The organism is Nakamurella leprariae, from assembly GCF_016918035.1.
GTDB lineage: Bacteria > Actinomycetota > Actinomycetes > Mycobacteriales > Nakamurellaceae > Nakamurella > Nakamurella leprariae.
Map to the genome: position 1 here is coordinate 283734 of NZ_JAERWK010000010.1, position 20514 is coordinate 304247.

At 74.3% G+C, this 20514-nt stretch carries 16 protein-coding genes; 15 read left to right on the forward strand and 1 reads right to left on the reverse strand.

The window, feature by feature from the left end:
• The first annotated feature begins 48 nt into the window (after positions 1-48).
• From ssd to JL106_RS08960, 7 genes are all read left to right on the forward strand, one after another.
• Positions 49-1206 (forward strand): septum site-determining protein Ssd, encoded by a 1158-nt coding sequence (gene ssd, locus JL106_RS08930; protein ID WP_205260338.1) that lies wholly within the window; start codon positions 49-51, stop codon positions 1204-1206.
• Entirely contained in the window at positions 1203-2450 is a 1248-nt protein-coding gene (locus JL106_RS08935) for a TadA family conjugal transfer-associated ATPase (RefSeq protein WP_328841847.1), read from the forward strand. The genes ssd and JL106_RS08935 overlap by 4 nt, the downstream gene beginning before the upstream one ends.
• Entirely contained in the window at positions 2447-3268 is an 822-nt protein-coding gene (locus JL106_RS08940) for a type II secretion system F family protein (protein ID WP_205260339.1), read from the forward strand. Before JL106_RS08935 ends, JL106_RS08940 begins: the two co-directional genes overlap by 4 nt.
• A gap of 137 nt (positions 3269-3405) precedes the next feature.
• Positions 3406-3993 carry a type II secretion system F family protein gene (locus JL106_RS08945; protein WP_205260340.1) on the forward strand — a complete coding sequence of 196 codons (588 nt, stop codon included), beginning with the start codon at positions 3406-3408 and terminating at the stop codon, positions 3991-3993.
• A gap of 176 nt (positions 3994-4169) precedes the next feature.
• On the forward strand, positions 4170-4409 hold the full coding sequence (locus JL106_RS08950; RefSeq protein WP_407940132.1) for a DUF4244 domain-containing protein: 240 nt from the start codon (positions 4170-4172) through the stop codon (positions 4407-4409).
• Positions 4410-4564: 155 nt separating this feature from the next.
• Positions 4565-4876 carry a TadE family type IV pilus minor pilin gene (locus tag JL106_RS21575; RefSeq protein WP_328841850.1) on the forward strand — a complete coding sequence of 104 codons (312 nt, stop codon included), beginning with the start codon at positions 4565-4567 and terminating at the stop codon, positions 4874-4876.
• On the forward strand, positions 4873-5295 hold the full coding sequence (locus tag JL106_RS08960) for an Rv3654c family TadE-like protein (RefSeq protein ID WP_205260343.1): 423 nt from the start codon (positions 4873-4875) through the stop codon (positions 5293-5295). The genes JL106_RS21575 and JL106_RS08960 overlap by 4 nt, the downstream gene beginning before the upstream one ends.
• A 50-nt stretch (positions 5296-5345) precedes the next feature.
• On the opposite strand, the gene JL106_RS08965 is transcribed toward JL106_RS08960, so the two are convergent.
• On the reverse strand, positions 5346-7772 hold the full coding sequence (locus JL106_RS08965; protein ID WP_205260461.1) for a DEAD/DEAH box helicase: 2427 nt from the start codon (positions 7770-7772) through the stop codon (positions 5346-5348).
• Positions 7773-8098: 326 nt separating this feature from the next.
• Here JL106_RS08965 and JL106_RS08970 point away from each other — a divergent pair, with 326 nt between their 5' ends.
• From JL106_RS08970 to JL106_RS09005, 8 genes are all read left to right on the forward strand, one after another.
• Positions 8099-10435, forward strand: a complete 2337-nt coding sequence (locus JL106_RS08970; RefSeq protein ID WP_205260344.1) for a sodium-translocating pyrophosphatase — start codon at positions 8099-8101, stop codon at positions 10433-10435.
• Between the two features lie 143 nt (positions 10436-10578).
• Complete coding sequence (locus JL106_RS08975) at positions 10579-11268, forward strand: hypothetical protein (RefSeq protein WP_205260345.1); 690 nt, start codon at positions 10579-10581, stop codon at positions 11266-11268.
• 218 nt (positions 11269-11486) lie between these two features.
• A complete protein-coding gene (locus JL106_RS08980) occupies positions 11487-12191 on the forward strand; it encodes a hypothetical protein (protein ID WP_205260346.1) in 705 nt (234 codons plus the stop codon).
• A gap of 264 nt (positions 12192-12455) precedes the next feature.
• Positions 12456-15293, forward strand: coding sequence for a type I DNA topoisomerase (gene topA / locus JL106_RS08985; RefSeq protein ID WP_205260347.1), 2838 nt, complete (start codon positions 12456-12458; stop codon positions 15291-15293).
• 114 nt (positions 15294-15407) lie between these two features.
• Positions 15408-16133, forward strand: a complete 726-nt coding sequence (locus JL106_RS08990) for a hypothetical protein (RefSeq protein ID WP_205260348.1) — start codon at positions 15408-15410, stop codon at positions 16131-16133.
• A gap of 73 nt (positions 16134-16206) precedes the next feature.
• The gene (locus JL106_RS08995; protein WP_205260349.1) at positions 16207-18342 is read left to right on the forward strand and encodes an MFS transporter; all 2136 of its coding nucleotides are present in this window, start codon (positions 16207-16209) and stop codon (positions 18340-18342) included.
• Positions 18343-18429: 87 nt separating this feature from the next.
• On the forward strand, positions 18430-19272 hold the full coding sequence (locus JL106_RS09000; RefSeq protein WP_328841856.1) for a class I SAM-dependent methyltransferase: 843 nt from the start codon (positions 18430-18432) through the stop codon (positions 19270-19272).
• Complete coding sequence (locus tag JL106_RS09005; protein WP_205260351.1) at positions 19269-20465, forward strand: DNA polymerase III subunit delta'; 1197 nt, start codon at positions 19269-19271, stop codon at positions 20463-20465. Before JL106_RS09000 ends, JL106_RS09005 begins: the two co-directional genes overlap by 4 nt.
• Positions 20466-20514: the final 49 nt, after the last annotated feature.

The following is a 20514-nucleotide window of genomic DNA, read 5'->3' on the forward strand; positions in this document are numbered from 1 at the left end:
GAGCCCACGGTGGGCCGCGGCCGGAAGGCCTTCCCGGTGGGAGGGACAGTGCTCGATGACGACGGGACCGCCAGTGGACCGCGCGGACCGGCGCGGCCGGACGGACCAGATGCCAGTGCGGCCGGTCCACGCCCGCTGATCGTCACCGACGACGAGCTGGTGCTCGACGACCTGCTCCGGGTGGCCGCGGCCGCCGGTGTGGACGTCGACCACCAGACGGCGCCGGGAACGCCGGCCACCTGGCGCGCGGCGCCGGTGGTGTTCGTCGACGCCGCGGCCGCCGGACGGATGGTCGCCGCAGGTCTGCCCCGCCGGCCCGCGGTGATCGCCGTGGCCGCCCAGCCGCCGGACGACCAGCAGTGGCACCACTGTCTGCAACTCGGGGTCGAGCAGGTGATCGAGCTGGACACCGGCGCCCGGGCCGACCAGCAGCTGCTCACCCTGTTCGCCGAGTCGGCCCGGCCCGGCAGCGGCGACGGACGCACGGTCGCGGTGATCGGTGGCTGCGGCGGCGCGGGAGCGTCCGTCCTCGCCGTGGCGATCGCGGTGGCATCGGTCCGGGAGCGCTGGCCGACCCTGCTGGTCGACTGCGACCCGGGCGGCGCCGGGCTGGACGTGCTCACCGGAGTGGAGTCGGCGTCCGGCCTCCGCTGGGACGACATCCGGGTGACGCACGGGACCGTGTCGACCTCGGCGATCCGCGCAGCGGTGCCGGCGGCCGTGGTCGGCCGGGACCGCCTGCCGGTGCTGTGCCCGGATCGGGACCGCCCGGTGCCGGTGGACCCCGACGCGGTCGCCGCCGTCCTGGCCGCGGGCCGCCGGACCGGGGGTGTGACGGTGGTGGACGTCCCCCGGTGCGAGGACCCGGCCGGGGAGCGGGTGCTGGCCCTGGCTGACCTGGTGGTGCTGATGGTGCCGTCCGACGTCCGGGCCACCTACGCGGCACGGCGGCTGCTGCCGCGCCTGCAGCGGGCCACCGACCGGGCCGGGGTGGTGGTGCGCGGACCGGCTCCCGGCAGCATCACCGCATCGGAGGTCGTCGACGCGCTCGGGCTGCCGCTGCTCGGCACCATCCGCGCGCTGCCCCTGCTGGGTCGCGACCTGGACCACGCGCGACTGCCCGGCGCCGATCCCGGGGCGCCGCTGGGCCGGGTGGCCCGGGCGCTGGTCCAGATGCTGGTCGGCGACGGGACGGCCCAGCCGTGACGACGGTCCCGCCGCACGTCGGATCCGGTGCGTCGCGGACCGGACCCCTGGCCGACGCGGTCGTCGACCGGGTGGCGCGGCGGCTGGTCACCGAGGGGGCCGGCGGAGCGCCGGTGTCCCCGGCGGCCCTGGCCCGGGCGCTGCGCCGCGAGCTGCCCGGGGTGGTCGGTGACGCGGAACTGGCGCACCTGATCAAGGTGATGCGCACCGAGCTGGTGGGCGCCGGTCCGGTCGCCGAGCTGCTCGCCGACCCCGAGACCACCGACGTGGTGATCAACGGCCCCGACCAGGTGCTGGTCGACCGGGGCGCCGGGTGGGAGGACAGCGGGATCCGGCTGGCCGACGACGCCGCCGTGCAACGGCTGGCCCGACGGCTGGCCGTCGCCGCGGGTCGGCGGCTGGACGACGCCCATCCCTGGGTCGACGCCCGGATGGCGGACGGCACCCGCGTGCACGCGGTACTCGCACCGGTGGCGGTGTCGGGCACCTGCCTGTCGTTGCGGGTGCTGCGGCCGGTCCGCCACGACCTGGCCGCGTTGCAGCAGCGTGGATTCCTCCCCGGGGTCGGCCTGACGTTGCTCCGGGCCGTGCTGCAGGCGCGGCTGGCCACGCTGGTCAGCGGCGGGACCGGGTCGGGCAAGACCACGTTGCTGGGAGCGCTGATCGGCGCCCTGCCGCCGGGCGAACGCATCGTGGTGGTCGAGGACGCCGAGGAACTCCGCCCGCCCCATCCGCACGTGGTCCGGTTGGTGGCCCGACCGGCCAACGTCGAGGGCGCCGGCGCGGTGACCCTGCGCGACCTGGTGCGTCAGGCGCTGCGGATGCGGCCGGACCGGCTGATCGTCGGCGAGGTCCGCGGCGGCGAGGTGGTCGAGTTGCTGGCCGCGTTGAACACCGGCCACGACGGCGGCGCCGGGACGGTGCACGCCAACACGGCCGCCGACGTCCCGGATCGCGTCGAGGCGCTGGCCATCCCGGCCGGTCTGTCCCGGGCCGCGTGCCAGGCCCAGCTCGCGGCGGCGGTGCAGGTGGTCCTGCACGTGCGGCGGTCGGCAGGTCACCGATGGCTCGCCGAGATCGCGGTCCTGGCCCGCGACGGGTCCGGGCGGGTGGTGGTGGAGTCCGCGGCGCGCGACGGCGTCCCGGGCGGGCCGGGCTGGCCCCGGCTGGTCGAACTGCTGACCGATCGGGGCGTCGAGGTCCCGGCGGTGGGCGTGGACCGGGTCGACGGCGGACGGCGGTGAGCGCGGCAGGGCTGCCGCCGTCGGTCGCCGTCCTGGCGGCCCTCGGCGTCGCGGTGCTGCTCTGGCCCGCGCCCAGGCGGTGGTCCGGGCCTCGATGGCCGGGTCCGGGGCGACGCCGGTGGCAAGCTCCGCTGCCGACCGCGGTGGGCCGGGCCGGCGCGATCGGCGCCGCTGTGGTCGTCACGGTGGTGCTCGTCGGCCGCGCCGGGCCGGCCCTGGCCGCCACGACGGTCGTCGCGGCCGCGACCGCAGCGGTCCTGGTGCGCACTGCCCTCCGCCGCCGCCGGCATCGCCGGCTGAGCGCGGAGCTGCTCGCTGCGACCCGCCAGTTGGCCGCGGAACTGCGGGCCGGAGCCGCCCCGGAGCGGGCGGTGCAGCTGGCGGCGGACGCTGCCACGCCGACGGTGGCCGACGGCATCCGTCGAGCCGCGCGCACGTCCCGGACGGATCCGGATCGCGGACCGGTCCGGGTCCCGTCGGACGTCGCACAGGGTCTGGACCTGCTGGCCGCCGGATGGTCGTTGGCCCATCGCCACGGGCTGTCCCTGGCCACCGTCGTGCAGTCCGTGGTGGACCAGCTCACCCGCACCGCCGAGGCCGACGAACGGCGCGCCGCCGAGGGATCCGGCGCCCGGCTGTCCGGTCACCTGCTCGCCGCGCTGCCGCTGCTCGGCCTGGTGCTGGGCACCGGCATGGGCGTGGATCCGGTGCACGTGCTGCTGGGCACCGGCCTCGGCAATGTCGCACTGGTGACCGGGACGGCCCTCACGGCCGCTGGGCTGTTGTGGACGGCCGCTCTGTCCGGTCGCCCGCGATGAGCACTCCGGCAGTGCTGATGCTGCTGGCCGGCGCCGTCGTGCTGTGGCCCCCCGGGGGGTCCCCGCGATCGCCGAGCGCTCGGTCGGCGCGGTCGTCAGCACATCCGCTGCGACCGTGGTTGGCACCGGGAGTGCTGGTGACGGCCGGCGTGGCGGTGTCGCCGGCCTGGTGGTGGATCTGGCTCGCGGTCGGCGCCGGGTTGGTGGTGGTGACACGTCGTTCGTCGTCCCGCAGGCCGGTCGACCCGGCCGCCGGACGGTGGGTCGCCGCGACGTCCGGCCTGCTCGCCGAGTGCGTGGCCGGCGGTCTCGACCTGGCCACCGGGCTGGGCTCGGTCCGGCGGGCGTTGCCGCCGCCCCGCGCCGGGCCGAGCCAGCCCCGTCCCGCCGCCGGCCCGGACAGCACCCTCGCCGCGGTGGAGTCGATGCTCAGCCTGGGCGTCGACCCGGAGCAGGCCTGGCGGCTGGCCGATGACGATCCGCTGGTGGCACCGATCGCGGCAGCGGCCCGCCGGTCGGCGGTCTCGGGAGTCGCCCTGGCCGATGCGCTGCGGATGCACGCCGACGATCTCGAGCGTCGGGACGGCGCGCGGGGACGGCGAAGGGACGCGCGAGCGGGCGTCCTGGTGACGCTGCCGCTGACCCTGTGCTTCCTGCCGGCGTTCGGTTGTCTCGGGCTGGCTCCGGTGGTCCTGGGGCTGCTCGACCAACTGCAACTGCCGTGATCCGGCCGACTTGTCCACATGCCGGAGTTGTCCACATGCAAGGCCGTGGGCACTGTCGTACCTGGGCGAGATGCCCGATGGTGCACATGTTCTCGCCGGGTCACCGCGACCCGGTCCCACCACGCCCCGGAGGAGACCCAGCCATGACGACCATCGACCTGCCGACCCGACCGCCGATCGACGCTCCGCTCGACGGACCGGATCCGACCGCCGTCGAGCCCGATGCGGGCCGGACCGCGGTCGCGGTCGGCGTCGCCCCGGACGCGCGGGACGCCGGCATGAGCACGGTCGAGTACGCGGTGGGCACCGTGGTCGCTGCGGCGTTCGCGGCCGTGCTCTACCGCATCGTCACGGGTGACTCGGTGGTGTCCGGACTCACCGATCTGATCAACGGCGCGCTGTCCTCGGCGTTCTGATCCGGCGCGGCATGGATCCCGGAGGCCGGGGCCACGGACCCCGCACGGGGGTCGTGGTCCGTCCGGCGTGGGCGACCGGTACCGAGACGCGTATCGAGCCGCTCGTCGGCGGCGGCGGGCGGTCCGGAACCCTCGCTGACGGTGGCAGTGTCACGGTGGAGGCCGCACTGGCCATGGTCGCCGTGGTCCTGGTGTTCACCGCGTGCCTGTCCGGGCTCGCGGTGATGAGCACGTCGCTGCGGGTGCAGGACGCCGCTCGCGAGGCGGCCCGGCTCTCGGCCCGCGGCGACGACGACGGGGCCCGGTCCGCGGTCGACCGGCTCGCCCCGCCCGGGTCGCGGCTGCAGGTCAGCGGCGACGGTGACCTGCTCACCGTCCAGGTCACCGCGGGACCGTTGCGCGGGTTGCTGCCGGACGTCTACGGCCGCGCGATCGTGGCCCGGGAAGCGGACGGGGTCCGGTCATGACCGGAGGGCACGGCGCCGCGCACGCGGGGCCGCGGACGCCGGACCGCGGGTCCGTCACCGTCCTCGCCGGTGTGGCGGTGGCGATCCTGGTGGTGGTGGCGTCGACGGTCGTACTGCTCGCTGCGGCGACCGGCGCCCGGCAACGGGCGGAGCGGGCGGCCGACCTGGCCGCCCTGGCCGGAGCGGCGGCGTTGGTCGGTGGTGCGGACCGGGCGTGTCAGGCCGCGGTCCGGGTCGCCGTGGCCAACGACGCCAGGGTGGAGTCCTGCCGCGCCCGCGGTCTGGACCTGCTCGTCGAGACGGCCGTGCCGCTGCAGCTGGGTCCGGTCGGCGGCACCGCCGTCGGCCGGGCCCGGGCGGGACCGGCTGTCGCCGTCGGCAGCCTGCCGCCGGACGGCTCGTCGTCGGCCGACCCGTGACCCGGCCCGTGACCGGCCCCGCCGCGCCGGCGGGATCCGGGCGGTCGAGCTCAGGCGGCCTCGATCCCCGGTGCCGGGCCGGGGTGTGCCTGCCCCGCGTCCCCGGGACCCGGGATCGGGCGAGGGTCCTCGGCCGTGGGCACTTCGTCGGCCGCGCGCAACGCCTCGACCATGAGCGTCAGGACCCTCACGGCAGCGTGCTTGTCCAGCGGGGAGTTGCCGTTGCCGCACTTGGGCGACTGCACGCAGGACGGGCACCCCTGCGCACAGGCGCAGTCGGCGACCAGATCACGGACGGCGGTGAGCCAGTCGGTCATCACCTGGTGACCGCGGTCGGCGAAGCCGGCGCCGCCGGCGTAGCCGTCGTAGACGATGACCGTCGGTTCGCCGGTGTCCGGGTGCAGGTCGGTGGACAGCCCGCCGATGTCCCAGCGGTCGCATCCGGCGAACAGGGGCAACAGGCCGATGGCGGCGTGCTCGGCGGCGTGCAGGGCGCCACCCACGTCGACCGGCGAGATCCCGGCCGCGGCCAGCCGGTGCTCGGGGATCGAGTACCAGACGGCGCGGGTGCTCAGCACGTGCTCGGGCATGTCCAGCTCGTGCGCGTCGATGACCTCCCCACCCGGTCGCCGGCGCAGATAGCCCACGACCTGCCCGGTGACGCAGACCGGCCCGGATCCCGCCCGGATCCCGCCGGGCAGCATCTGCACCGCGTGCTCGCCGGTCAGCTGCACCGTCGAGGTGGACCGGGCCACGGTGGTCCACTCGACCGTGGTCGGTTCGACCAGCGCCACGCCGCCGTCCAGGTCGAGGTCCAGGACCTGGTAGGTCTGCCCGCGGTGCAGGTGCACGGCACCCGGGTGCACGGTGGCCGGCGCCCGGCCGGCGTCCACCGTGCCGAGCATCCGGCCGGTCTCGGCCTCGACCACCGCGATCTGGGCGCCGCTGCCGCGCAGGTCGACGTCACCGGCGGGACTGCCGGGGTCGACGGTGAACCAGCCGTGCGGCCGGCGGCGCAGCACCCGCCGGTCGACGAGCTCGTCGAGGACGGCGGCCACCCCGGGGCCGCCGAACAGCTCGAGGTCCGGCTCGGTCAGGTGCAGTTCGGCGGCCGCGCAGGCCAGGTGCGGTCCCAGCACGCACGGGTTGGTCGGATCGATCACCGACGCCTCGACCGGATGGCCGAAGACCCGCTCCGGGTGGCGGACGAGGTAGGCGTCCAGCGGGTCGTCCCGGGCCACGAAGACCACGAGCGGGCGGGGTTCGTCACTGCGTCGCTCGGTCCGGCGTCCGGCCCGTCCGGCCTGCTGCCAGACCGAGGCCAGCGTGCCCGGGTAGCCGGCCAGGACGGCCGCGTCCAGCCCGGTGATGTCGACGCCGAGTTCGAGCGCGTTCGTGGAGGCCACTCCCAGCATCTGCCCGGAGTCCAGCGACCGTTCCAGGGCGCGACGGTCCTCGGGGAGGTAACCGCCGCGGTACGCGGTGATCCGGTCGGCCCGGTCGGGATCGGACTCGGCCAGCCGACGGCGGGCGGCCAGGGCGGTCTGCTCGGCGCCCGCCCGGGAGCGGACGAAGGTCAGGGTGCGGACGTCCTCGCCGACCAGGTCGGCCAGCATCCGCGCCGCCTCGGCCGGGGCGGACCGCCGCACCGGGGCGCCGTGCTCGCCGGCGGCGTCGTGCAGCACGGCCGGCTCCCAGAGCACGAAGTCGGTCTCGGCGCGGGGAGCGCCGTCCTGCACCACGGGGTGGGCCGGGCGGCCGGTGAGCCGCTGGGCGGTCACCGCCGGCTCCGCCGTCGTCGCCGAGGCCAGCACGAACACCGGTTCGGAGCCGTACCGGGCGGCGATCCGTCGCAACCGGCGCAGCACCAGCGCGACGTGCGAGCCGAACACCCCCCGGTAGGCGTGGCACTCGTCGACCACCACGAACCGCAGGTTGCGGAGCACCCGCGCCCAGCGGGCGTGCTGGGGCAGCAGGCCGCGGTGCAGCATGTCCGGATTGGTCAGGATCCAGCGGCCGTGCTCACGCGCCCAGTCGCGGTCCGACATCGAGGTGTCGCCGTCGTACGCGGCGGGCCGCAGGGCCGCCAGGGCACCCCGGCGGGAGCCGTCCGACCGCATCGCGGCCGCCGTCTGGGTGAGCGAGGCGAGTTGGTCCGCGGCCAGGGCCTTGGTCGGGGACAGGTGCAGCACGCACGCCTTGGGATCGGTCAGCAGGGCGGTGAGCCCGGGCAGCTGGTAGGCCAGCGACTTCCCGGAGGCCGTCCCGGTGGCCAGCATGACGTCGTGCCCGGTGTGGGCCAGGTCGGCCGCCTCGGCCTGGTGCGTCCAGGGCCGTTCGATCCCGCGGTCGATCAACGCGGCGCGCAGCTCGGCCGGGACCCAGGCCGGCCAGTCCGTGCGCTGTCCGTCCCGGTGCGGCAGCCGTCGGAGGTGGGTGACGGGGCCGTCCGACGAGCCGGTCCCACAGGCCGCCATGATCACCGGGACCAGGTCACGCCCGGTTCCGGGGTCGATGAGATCGGCGGGCGGCACCCGGGAATTCTGCCGGACTGCAACACCAACGGCGGGTTGCCTCGCCGGACACGCCGGTTCATGTTCGAATGTGACCCGGGTCATGATCACCGAGCGCGTGGTCGCGGCCCGAGAGTCGGTGTTCCCGTCACGCCGCACCGGTCGATGCCCACGGTCCCATGCCGGGCCAGGGCACCACCCGACCTCCGCCCGGCGTGACGTCCTTCGTTGTCGACCAGCGCCGGTCCGCGACTGTTCGGGCCGGTGCCGCGTGCACTGGAACGGGAGCCATGGACGTCATCCCCTCCGAACTGGTCCTGAGCGGCGGTGACCGCGCGATCGTGATCGCCGTCGGCGTCGTCGCCCTCGTCGCCCTGGTGATCGCCTTCGTGCTGCGAGCCGGGGTCCTGGCCGCCGGCCAGGGCACACCGCGGATGCGGGAGATCTCCGAGGCGGTGCAGGAGGGAGCGACGGCGTACCTGGGCCGTCAGTTCCGGACCCTGGCCATCTTCGTCGTCATCGTGTTCGGGTTGCTCTTCGTGCTGCCCGCGGACACCGTCGGCGAACGCATCGGCCGGTCGCTGTTCTTCCTGGTCGGCGCCGGGTTCTCCGCGTTCATCGGGTACCTGGGCATGTGGCTGGCCACCCGGGCCAACGTGCGGGTGGCCGCCGCCGCGACCACCGAGGGACGCGAGAAGGCGATGCAGATCGCGTTCCGCACCGGTGGCACGGTCGGGTTGGCCACCACCGGCCTCGGCCTGCTCGGCGCCTCGTTCGTGGTGCTGGTGTACGTCGGTGAGGCGCCGAAGGTGCTCGAGGGCTTCGGCTTCGGCGCCGCCATGCTCGCCATGTTCATGCGCGTCGGCGGTGGCATCTTCACCAAGGCGGCCGACGTGGGCGCGGACCTGGTCGGCAAGGTCGAACAGGGCATCCCGGAGGACGATCCACGGAACGCGGCCACCATCGCCGACAACGTCGGCGACAACGTGGGCGACTGCGCCGGCATGGCCGCGGACCTGTTCGAGTCGTACGCGGTGGTGCTGGTCGCCTCGCTCATCCTGGGCAGCGCGGCCTTCGGGGCCAAGGGGCTGATCTTCCCGCTGATCGTGCCGGCCATCGGGGTGCTGACCGCGATGCTCGGCATCTTCCTGAACAAGGCCCGGCCGGGGGAGAACGGCCTGCGCACCATCAACCGGTCGTTCATCCTGTCGGCGGCGGTCTCGGCCGTGGCGTCGGCCGTCGCCTCCTTCGTCTACCTGCCCGGTGACTTCGCCGCCCTGGGGTTGCCGGGTGAGCCGGGCAACCCGGCGCTCATCGCCTTCCTGGCCGTGCTCATCGGCATCGTGCTGGCCGCCGTGATCCTCTGGCTGACCGGGTACTTCACCGGCACCGAGACCGAGCCCACCCAGGACGTGGCCCGCACCTCGCTGACCGGTCCGGCCACCGTCATCCTGTCCGGCATCTCGATCGGCTTCGAGTCCGCCGTGTACACGGCGTTGGTCATCGCGGCAGCCGTCTTCGGGGCGTACCTGCTGGCCGGGTCGCTGATCGTCGGGCTGTTCATGATCGCGCTGGCCGGATGCGGTCTGCTCACCACGGTCGGCGTCATCGTCGCCATGGACACCTTCGGCCCCGTCTCGGACAACGCCCAGGGGGTGGCCGAGATGAGCGGCGAGGTCAGCGAGGAGGGCGCGCGGATCCTCACCGAGCTGGACGCGGTCGGCAACACCACGAAGGCCATCACCAAGGGCATCGCCATCGCCACCGCCGTGTTGGCGGCGACCGCGCTGTTCGGCAGCTACTCGGATGCGATCGGCAAGGCGATCAGCTCGGCGCTGGGTGAGCTGTCCGGACTGACCGGCGGCCTGCTCGACGATGCCGGCGACTTCGTCGATGTCGGCACCGGCTTCTTCGTGGCCAACGTGGTCCAGCCCGGCACGCTGGTCGGCGTCATCCTGGGCGCGGCCGTGGTGTTCCTGTTCTCCGGCCTGGCCGTGAACGCCGTCTCCCGGGCCGCCGGCGCGGTGGTCCAGGAGGTGCGCCGCCAGTTCCGCGAGATCCCCGGGATCATGGAGGGCACCAACCGTCCGGAGTACGGCCGGGTGGTCGACATCGTCACCCGCGACTCGCTGCGAGAGCTGGCCACGCCCGGTCTGCTGGCCGTCTTCGCACCGATCGCCGTCGGGTTCGGCCTCGGCGTCGGGCCGCTGGCCGGATACCTGGCCGGCGCCATCGCCACCGGCACCCTGATGGCCGTCTTCCTGGCCAACTCCGGCGGTGCCTGGGACAACGCCAAGAAGATCGTCGAGGACGGGAAGTACGGCGGCAAGGGCTCGGACGCCCACGCCGCCACGGTCATCGGCGACACGGTCGGCGACCCGTTCAAGGACACGGCCGGCCCGGCCATCAATCCGCTCATCAAGGTGATGAACCTGGTCTCGGTGCTGATCGCGCCGGCCGTCATCGTGCTGACCGTCGGTGACTCGGCGAACGACGCCGTGCGGATCCTGATCTCGCTGGCCGCCGTGGCCATCATCGTGGCGGCCGTGGTGGTGTCCCGGCGGCGAGCGTCGACGCTGCAGGCCGACTCGGCTGAGCCGACGGGGGCGCCCGGGCGACGATCATGACCGATTCGTGACCTCGACCGGGTGAAGGATCTGCGGAGCGACGACGGGAAGTGGGGGAGGATCGGCCCGGCGTCCGGCGTACTCCCTGCGGGCCGACCCTGCACCGGAGCGGGCGCCGACGGACCGAAGGGAACGGCTTCCCCATGAAGCGCACGACCACGATGTTGGCCGGCCTGCTCACCGCGGGCACCTTGGTGCTGGCGGGGTGTGGCTCCGACGACCCGGCGCCCGCCTCGTCGAACTCGGCCCCGTCGAGCTCGAGCTCCTCCTCGGAGGCGTCCAGCAGCGCCCCGTCGACGAGCTCGAGCGGCTCCGCGTCGTCGTCCTCGAGCAGCGCGGCCCAGACCGCGGGCGGGGACACCACCGAGCTGGACGCCCAGTCGGCGGCCTGGTTCGAGACGGCCTGCGACGGCCTGGCCCCGATCGCCGAGATCCCCGACCAGGTCACCACCATCACCAGCGGCGCGTCCGACACGCCGGAGGCACGGCAGCAGGCTCTGGCTCAGCTCGGTCAGATCCTGACCCAGACCGGCGACGGCCTGGTGAACACGGGTGACACGCTGGCCGACACCCCGCCGCCCACCTTCGAGAACGGCGAAGCGCTCGCCCAGAGCGGCGTCGACGCCATGCGCACGATCGGAACCGAGTTCCAGAGGTTCGGTGCTGAGATTCCGCAGATCGACGTCAACGACCCGGCGGCTGCCCAGCAGAAGTTCACCGAGTTCGGACAGACCATGGAGCAGGCTGGTTCCACCATCACCGACTTCGATGTTCCGGCGACGCTGCGGTCGGCGATCGGTGAGCTGCCCGCCTGTGAGCCCATCTTCGGCTGACGCCTCCATCACCCGGTCGGGCGCGGGTCCACACCGCGCCCGACCGGGCGATGCCCCGCGGGTCGACCGCGACGACCGGTCGACCGTCGCCCACACTGGGGCGGCACCTGCACGGCCGGATCAGCACCCCGAACGGAGAACAGACGATGCGATCGACCATGCGATCGACCGGGCGATCGACCACGTGGGGGACCGCCCGCGTCAGGACCGTGGCGGCGGTGCTGGCCGCGGGCCTGGTGCTGGCCGGCTGCGGATCGACCACCGGCGGGACGGCCCAGGTCGACCCGAACGGGGTGAGCACCAGTTCCTCCTCGAGTGAGGAGTCGAGCCGGACGAGCACGTCGTCCAGCCGGTCCAGCAGCTCGCAGTCCTCCACCTCGTCCCGGTCGAGTGAGTCGTCGTCGGAGGACAGCTCCAGCGACGACAGCACCTCGAGCGAGGACGGCACGGAGGACTCCACCAGCGACGACCCGAGCGGGGTCCTGGACGCCCAGACCGAGGCCTGGTTCACCACCTTCTGCCAGGCCACGCTGGACGCCGGCCAGTACGCCAGCCCCAGCACCGCTGGGCAGTCGCTGGAGGAGGCGCAGCTGACCATCGCCCAGGCCTACGCCGACATCGCGGGCAGCGCCGCTGACTCGGTGGTGATCCTGGAGCAGACCGAGGCGCCGACCTTCTCCGGCGCGGACACGTTGAAGCAGTCGTCCGTCGGCCGGTTCCAGACGCTGGCCGACGTCTACGGGCGGGGCTCGCAGACCATCGCGGCCCTGACCGTCACGTCCGAGCAGGACCTGCGCGACGCGGTCGACGCCGTCGAGGGCGAGGCGACCGCTGCCCTCGATGCCGGTGCCCGGGTGCAGGTGCCGGACGACATCCTGGCCGCGGCCAAGGCCCTGCCCGCCTGCGAGAACGTGCTCGGCTGATCCCCCCGCGCGGTCCGGTCCGCACGGATCAGCACAGATCCGCACGGACCGGGGCGGCCGGCGACGTCGACGCAGCGACCGGGCGCCGTCGGACCCCTGTGGCATCCTGACGCGACGAGTGACCGGTCGCCGAGCACAGCGTGACCGTCGTCACCGACGTTCGACGCCGCCGGATCCCGGCCGCCTGGGCGTACCGTCTGGCGACGGCCGGCGTCCGGAACACCCCGGCGACGCCGAGTCCCGTGAACGAGGAGATCCAGAGCAATGGCCAGCAGCAAGAGCGCCCGCCCCGAAGGGGGTGTCCGGCTGGTCGTGGTGGAGTCGCCCAGCAAGGTCAAGTCCATCGCGAACTACCTCGGCGACGGCTACATCGTGGAGTCCTCGTACGGGCACATCCGGGACCTGCCGCGCGGCGCCGCCGACGTGCCGGCCAAGTACAAGGGCGAGTCCTGGGCGCGACTGGGCGTCAACACCGACCACGACTTCGAGCCGCTCTACATCGTCTCCCCGGAGAAGAAGAGCCAGGTCGCCAAGCTCAAGTCGCTGCTGTCCGAGGTCGACGAGCTCTACCTCGCCACCGATGAGGACCGCGAGGGCGAAGCCATCGCCTGGCACCTGCTGGACACCCTCAAGCCGAAGATCCCGGTCAAGCGGATGGTCTTCAACGAGATCACCCCGGCCGCCATCCGGGCCGCCGCCGCGTCGCCCCGCGAGCTGGACAACGACCTGGTCGACGCGCAGGAGACCCGGCGCATCCTGGACCGGCTGTACGGCTACGAGGTCAGCCCGGTGCTCTGGAAGAAGGTGATGCCGAAACTGTCCGCCGGCCGCGTGCAGTCGGTGGCCACCCGGATCATCGTGGAGCGCGAGCGGCAGCGGATGGCCTTCCGCGCCGGCGCCTACTGGGGCCTGGACGCGCTGTTCGCGCCGACCGGTCAGGCGCAGGAGCCGGCCTTCACCGCCGCACTGAACACCGTCGACGGCCACCGCATCGCCGTGGGCCGCGACTTCGAGGAGACCACCGGGCAGCTGCGGCGCAGCGCGGTCGATGCCGGGGTGGTGCTGCTGACCGAGCAGTCCGCGGGCGCCCTGGCCGCGGGGCTGGCCGACCGGCCGGGCACGGTCAGCTCGGTCGAGGAGCGGCCGTACACCCGCCGGCCCTACGCGCCGTTCATGACCTCGACCCTGCAGCAGGAGGCCGGTCGCAAGCTGGGCTTCAACTCCGAGCGGACGATGCGCACCGCCCAGCGGCTGTACGAGGGCGGCTACATCACCTACATGCGGACCGACTCGACCACGTTGAGCCAGACCGCGCTGGACGCGGCCCGCGCCCAGGCCCGCGAGCTGTACGGGCCGGAGTACGTGCCCGAGGCGCCGCGGCAGTACACCCGCAAGGTCAAGAACGCCCAGGAGGCGCACGAGGCGATCCGCCCGGCGGGCGAGACGTTCCGGACCCCGGGCCAGCTCGGCCGCGAGCTCTCCGGGGACGAGTTCCGGCTCTACGAGATCATCTGGCAGCGGACCATCGCCAGCCAGATGGTGGACGCCCGCGGCCAGACCCTGTCGGTCCGGATCACCGCGACCACCAGCGGCGCCCAGCCGCAGGAGCTGGTGTTCTCCGCGTCCGGCCGCACGATCACCTTCCCGGGCTTCCTGCGCGCGTACGTCGAGACCGTCGACGCCGAGGCCGGTGGCGAGGCCGACGACGCCGAGCGGCGGCTGCCCAACCTGACCGTCGGACAGGCCCTGGACATCCGGGAGCTGACCCCGGGCTCGCACTCCACCAGCCCGCCGCCGCGGTACACCGAGCCGTCGCTGGTCAAGGCGATGGAGGAGATGGGCATCGGCCGCCCGTCGACGTACACCTCGATCATCCGGACCATCACCGAGCGCGGGTACGTCTGGCGCAAGGGCCAGGCGCTGGTGCCATCGTGGATCGCGTTCGCGGTGGTCGGCCTGCTGGAGCGGCACTTCCCGCAGCTGGTCGACTACGACTTCACCGCCGCGATGGAGGACGAGCTGGACGCCATCGCCGGCGGCCGGCTGGGCCGCACGGCGTGGCTGTCCTCCTTCTACTTCGGCGACGCCAACGGCGCGGCCGGGTCGGTCGGCAACAGCGGCGGTCTGAAGAAGCTGGTCGGCGACCGGCTGGAGTCGATCGACGCGCGCGAGGTGAACTCGCTGCCGCTGCTGACCGACGAGCAGGGTCGCCAGGTGCTGGTCCGGGTGGGCCGGTACGGCCCGTACCTGGAGCGCGTGCTCGGCCCGGACCCGGAGGCGCCGGACGGCCCGCCGCTGACCGAGCGGGCCAACCTGCCCGAGGACCTGGCGCCCGACGAGGTCACCGCCGACACCGTCGACTCGCTCTTCGCCCAGGCCGAGGTGGGGGACCGTGAGGTCGGCGTGCATCCCGACTCGGGCTACCCGATCGTGGCCAAGGACGGGCGGTACGGCCCGTACGTCACCGAGGTGCTGCCCGACGACGTCCCGACCAAGGGCAAGAACGCGGTGAAGCCGCGGACCGCGTCGTTGTTCAAGTCGATGAGCGTGGAGACCGTCGACCTGGACACCGCGCTGAAGCTGCTGTCGCTGCCGCGGGTGGTGGGGATCGACCCGGCCAGCGGCGAGGAGATCACCGCGCAGAACGGTCGCTACGGTCCGTACCTGAAGAGGGGCACCGACTCCCGGTCGCTGGTAGGTGAGGACCAGCTCTTCACGGTGACGCTGGACGAGGCTCTGGCGCTGTACGCCCAGCCCAAGACCCGCGGCCGGTCGGCGTCCGCAGCCCCGCCGCTGCGCGAACTCGGCGTCGACCCGGCCACCGAGAAGCCGATGGTGATCAAGGACGGCCGGTTCGGTCCGTACGTCACCGACGGCGAGACCAACGCGTCGCTGCGCAAGGGTGACGAGGTCGAGTCGCTGACGATCGAACGCGGCGCCGAACTGCTCGCCGAGCGGCGGGCCCGCGGCCCGGCACCCAAGCGGGCCACCCGGGCGAAGGCACCGGCCAAGAGCGGTACCAAGACCGCGACCAAGACGGCGACCAAGGCGAGGGCGACGACCGCGACGCGCAAGCGCAGCACCACCACGACGACCGACTGATCGCACCTGGTCCGCTCAGGGATCACCCCTGAGCGGTCCGGGGACTCCCTGAAATCCCCCGTTGCCTCCATGGGGAGCACCGGGGAACGGAGCACGGCGCTCTACGATCTGCGCATGACAACGGCCGGGACCGCACCGTCGCGGCCGGTCCGGCGTGCCCCGCGCAGCAACGTCATCACCGACGGCGCTGCGGCGGCGTATGGGCCGGACGGCACCGCGGACGCGGTTGCCGACGTGCTGACCTGGGAGATCTTCGACGATCCCACGGCCGACCCGGCTCCGCAGCGTCGAGGTCGATCCGGGTCGGGCGCCGCGGTGTTGCCGGCTCCGGAACTGGTCCGGCCGCTGCCGCCGCCGTCCCCGCCGTCGCCGCAGGTCGGCCGCAGCGCCGGTCCGGCCTCCCGGCCCCCGGCGCCGACGGTCGCCGCGCGCCGACCTCCGTCCAGCGCATCCGGGCCGATCCCGCGGACCGGCGCGGCCGGCCGGCCGGCGGTACCGGTCAGCGTCCGGCCGGCACCGCCGCCTGCCGCCCACTGGACGCCGCCGACGCTGCCCCCGCCGCCGACCGGTAGGGCCCCGAACCGGCCGGCGCCGTCCGTCCCGACACAGCACCGCCCGCCGCCCAACCGCCCCGCGTACCGACCCGCCACCCCGAGCGCCCCGTGGGTCGCGCCCGCCGACCAGCGAGCCGGCTCGTCGGCGCGCGGCACCCGGCCGCGGAAGACCGGGGCGCAGCGGGCGGGTGGCTGGATCGTGCTCGCCGTCTTCCTCGTCATCGGATTCGCCAGCGGACTCCTCCAGCAGGTGATCAACCTCCTCGTCGATCTGCTGGGTGGGTGAGCATGACCGATCGCTCGCGGTGCACCGCGACCACACCGCCGGGGTCCCCGGCCCACCGACCGGAGGGACCCCGGTGACCCGGGCGAACCGACCCAGCCAGCCGAACGGCGTGGTGGTGCTGCTGCGCATCACCGTCTTCCGGCGGCTGTGGGCGGCGTTCGCGCTGTCCAGCCTGGGTGACTGGCTGGGTCTGCTGGCCACGTCGGCGCTGGCCTTCTTCCTGACCCAGGACGCCTCCGGGCTCGCGCAGGGCGCCGCCGTCTCCGGCGTGCTGTTGACCCGACTGCTGCCCGACCTGCTGCTGGCCCCGGTGGCCGGCGCGCTGGTCGACCGGTTCGACCGCCGCAAGGTGGCCATCCTGGGCGACACCGCGGCCGGGTTGCTGTACCTGTCGATCGCCTTCGCCGGCGACCTGACCTGGCTGTACATCGCGCAGTTCCTGGTCGAGGCGATCGGCCTGTTCGCCACCCCGGCCAAGCAGGCGCTGTGGGTCAACATCACCCCGCGCGAGCGGCTGCCGGTGGCCAACCAGCTCAACTACGTCTCGGTCTACGGGATGGTGCCGGTCGCCGCCGGTCTGTTCGCCGTGCTGTCGACGGTCGCCCAGTTCTTCGGGGCCACCGAGGTGGCCACCGGCTCGGACGAGGACGCGGTCGGCGCGTCCTCCCTGCTCGGCGGGACCACCAGCTCGCTGGCCATCACCATCGCGTTGTGCGTGGACGCGCTGACCTACTTCATCGCGGCCACCACCGTCTTCGCCTCGCGGCGGATGATCCCGCCGTTCGTCGGTGAACGCAGCACGTCGACCAACATCTTCAGCCTCATCGCCGAGGGCATCTCGTTCGTCCGCAAGAACCGCCTGATGCGGTCCATCTACATCGGGATCCTCGGCGCGTTCGCCGGCGGCGGACTGGTCGCGGGCGTGGCCCTGCCCTACGTCACCGGACTCGGTGCCGGCGACGCGGGGTTCGCCATCCTGTTCGGCTCGGTGTTCACCGGGCTGGCGCTCGGCATGCTCATCGGCCCCAAGGTGCTGCCCACCGTGCCGCGTCGGATGATCTTCCCGCCGGCCATCGGGGCGGCCGGGCTGGCGCTGATCGGGATGAGCCTGCTGCAGGACCTCATCGGTGCCGTGGTGGCCGCCGCGGTCATGGGCCTCTTCGCCGGCATCGCCTGGATCACCGGGTTCACCATGATCGGCCAAGAGGTCTCCGACCAGCTGCGCGGCCGGGTGTTCGCGTTCGTCATGTCCTCGGTCCGGGTGGTGCTGCTGGGCACCATCGCACTCGGACCGGTGCTGGCCGGGCTGATCGGCTCGCACGTGCTGGTCATCGGCGGGTTCGAGTGGCCGTTCAGCGGAGCCGCGGTGGTGCTGGCCATCGGCGGTCTGGCCGCGATCGCGGTGAGCACCATCGCCGGGCACCAGATCGGCGGGCTGGCCTCGGCGCTGTTCCGGCGGCTGCTGGGCCGGCGCAGCACCTGGTACGAGCCGGACGACCACAGCGGCGTGCTCATCGCGGTCGAGGGGGTGCACGCCGACCAGGTCGCGACCCTGGCCCTGGCCGTGAACGACGAGCTGCACCGGCAGGGCTGGCGGACCGAGTCCGAGCGGTTCGACGCGCACCTGCGCCAGCCGGTCGGGCAGGACACCCCGGCCGGTGCGCTGCGCGCCATCGCCGACCTGGCCGAGTTCACCTCGGAGCGGCTCCGGCCGTCGCTGCAGGCCGGTGCGGTGGTGGTCTGCGAGGGCTACGTCGACGCGGTCGTGGTGCGGTTCATGTCGCTGGACGGGCAGCCCGAGGAACGGATGTGGCGGGCGGCGCAGTGGGCCGTCGGCGGCCTGCGTCCCGACCTCATCGTGCTCATCGATCCGCGGGCGTCGATGGTCACCGCGGTGCCGTCGGAGTCGGCCGTCGACGACGACGCGGTGACCACGATCGAGTCGGCCGGTCCACCCGCGCCGGTGCCGGCCGCGGATCCCGTCCGGCTGGACGCCCTCGTCGACGAGCACGACGACGATCCCGACCACCACGTCGACCCGGCCCAGGCCTACCTGGACCGCGCGTCCTACACCCCCGAGCGCTACCTGGTGGTGGCGCCGGTCGGGGAACCGTCGGCGGACCTGCTGTCCGCTGAGCTGCGGGAGCGGATCGGCTCGGTGCTGCGGCAGCGCTCGCCGGTGCTGGCCGAGTCGCAGCGCACCGGCTGACCCGACCGGCGCGACCACGCGCTGTCAGGGTCGGCGGCTAGCGTCCACCGCAGACACGGCGGACGGCCGTCCGGGACGGAGGTGCTGGTGACCGGGTCGGTCGGCACCGAGCTGGCGCGGTGCTGCGTCTGCGGCACGACCGGTCGGACCCTGGCCCGACGCCCGCCCTGGGCGATCGTGCAGTGCCCGGTGTGCGGACTGCGGTTCACCTCGCCCCGGCCGGACGCCGCCGCCCGCCGACAGCTGTACGACGACCCCAGGTACCACGGGTCCGGCGGGACACTGCGGCGGCGGGGAGCCCCGCCTTCCTGGCTCACCCGGATCTGGACGGACGGGCGGCTGGCCGAACTGCGCTCAGCGGCGCCGGCGCCGGCTGCGGTGCTGGAGATCGGCGCCGGGTCCGGCGAGTTCGCCATCGCCGCGGCGGCACTCGGCCACCGGCTCACCGCGGTGGAGCCGTCGCAGCCGGTGGCGGCGCGGCTGCGGGCGGCCGGCATCGCGGTGGTGGCGGACCTGGCCGACGCCCCGCCGGGCCCGGTCGACGTGGTGTGCTGCTGGGACACCCTCGAGCACCTGTCCGACCCGGTGACGGTCCTGCGCGACGTCCGTGCCCGGCTCGGTCCCGGCGGCGTGCTGCTGCTGACCGTGCCGGCCGCCGACTCGGTGCCGGCCCGGCTGCTCGGCGGGCGCTGGTGGGGTCTCAAGCCCGAGCAGCACCTGTGGCACTTCACGGAGACCACGGTGCGGCTGGTCGCCGCGCGGGCAGGCCTGGTCGTCACCCGCGTGCACCGTGGCCCGGCACGCCGGGCGGTGCTGGTCCGGCCGGACGCGCTGGTCGCCGTCGTCCGCCCGCTCCCGGACCCGGACCCGGACCCGGCAGGATCAGGGGGACCGCACGGGCACACGACGACGATGGAGGGGACCGGATGAGCGTCTTCGACGACCTGGTCGGCCAGCCGGACGCCGTGGCCGAGCTGACCGCGGCGGTGGCGGCCGCGGACGGCGACCCCTCGGTCCCGGCCGCCGCGATGACCCACGCCTGGCTGTTCACCGGGCCGCCCGGTTCCGGCCGGTCGGTGGCGGCCCGCGCCTTCGCGGCCGCCCTGGAGTGCCCCGACCGCGGCTGCGGACACTGCGCGCACTGCCGCACCACGGTGGCCGGCACCCACGCCGACGTGCGCAGCGTGGTGCCCGAGGGTCTGAGCATCTCGGTCAAGGAGATGCGGGCAGTGGTCCAGCTGGCCGCCCGCCGCCCGGCCACCGGCCGCTGGCAGATCGTGGTCATCGAGGACGCCGACCGGCTCACCGAGGGCGCGTCCAACGCCCTGCTCAAGGCGGTCGAGGAGCCGCCGGCGCACACGGTCTTCCTGCTCTGCGCCCCGTCCACCCATCCGGACGACGTGTCGGTGACCATCCGGTCGCGGTGCCGCGGGGTGGCCCTGCGGACCCCGGCCCCGGCGGCCATCGCCGAGGTGCTGGTGCGCCGGGACGGCATCGACCCGGAGGCGGCCGACTGGGCCGCCGCGGTGGCCGGCGGGCACGTGGGCCGGGCCCGGCGCCTGGCCACCGATCCGGCCGCTCGGGACGAGCGGACGCGGATCCTGTCCGTGCCCGCGGCGGTCCGCGCGCTGTCCGACGTCTTCGCCGAGTCCACCGAGCTGCTCGGCACGGCCAAGCAGGCCGCCGCCGGGGTCGCCGAGCGACGCGACGCGGCCGAGCTGGAGGCGCTGCGGACCGCGCTCGGGGCGGGCGGCACCGGCAAGGGCGCGGCCACCGCGGCCCGGGGCAGCACCGGCGCGATCCGCGAGCTGGAGCGGCGGCAGAAGCTGCGCTCGACCCGCACCGAGCGGGACGTGCTCGACCGGGCGCTGGTGGACCTGTCCGGCTTCTACCGGGACGTGCTGACGCAGGGGCTCGGCGCCCGGGTGCCGCTGAACAATCCGGACCTGGACGACGACGTGCGCACCACCGCCGAGCGGATCGGCCCGGCGGGCGCGCTGAGCCGGCTCGAGGCGGTGTTGGCCTGCCGCGAGGCGCTCGAGCTGAACGTGAAGCCGCAGATCGCGGTCGAGGCGCTGATGGCCCAGCTGCTGGCCGGGTCGGCGGTGCCGGACGGCCGCTGAGCGGGCGGTGGACGGGCAGTGGACGGGCAGTGGACGGGCGCTGAGCCGG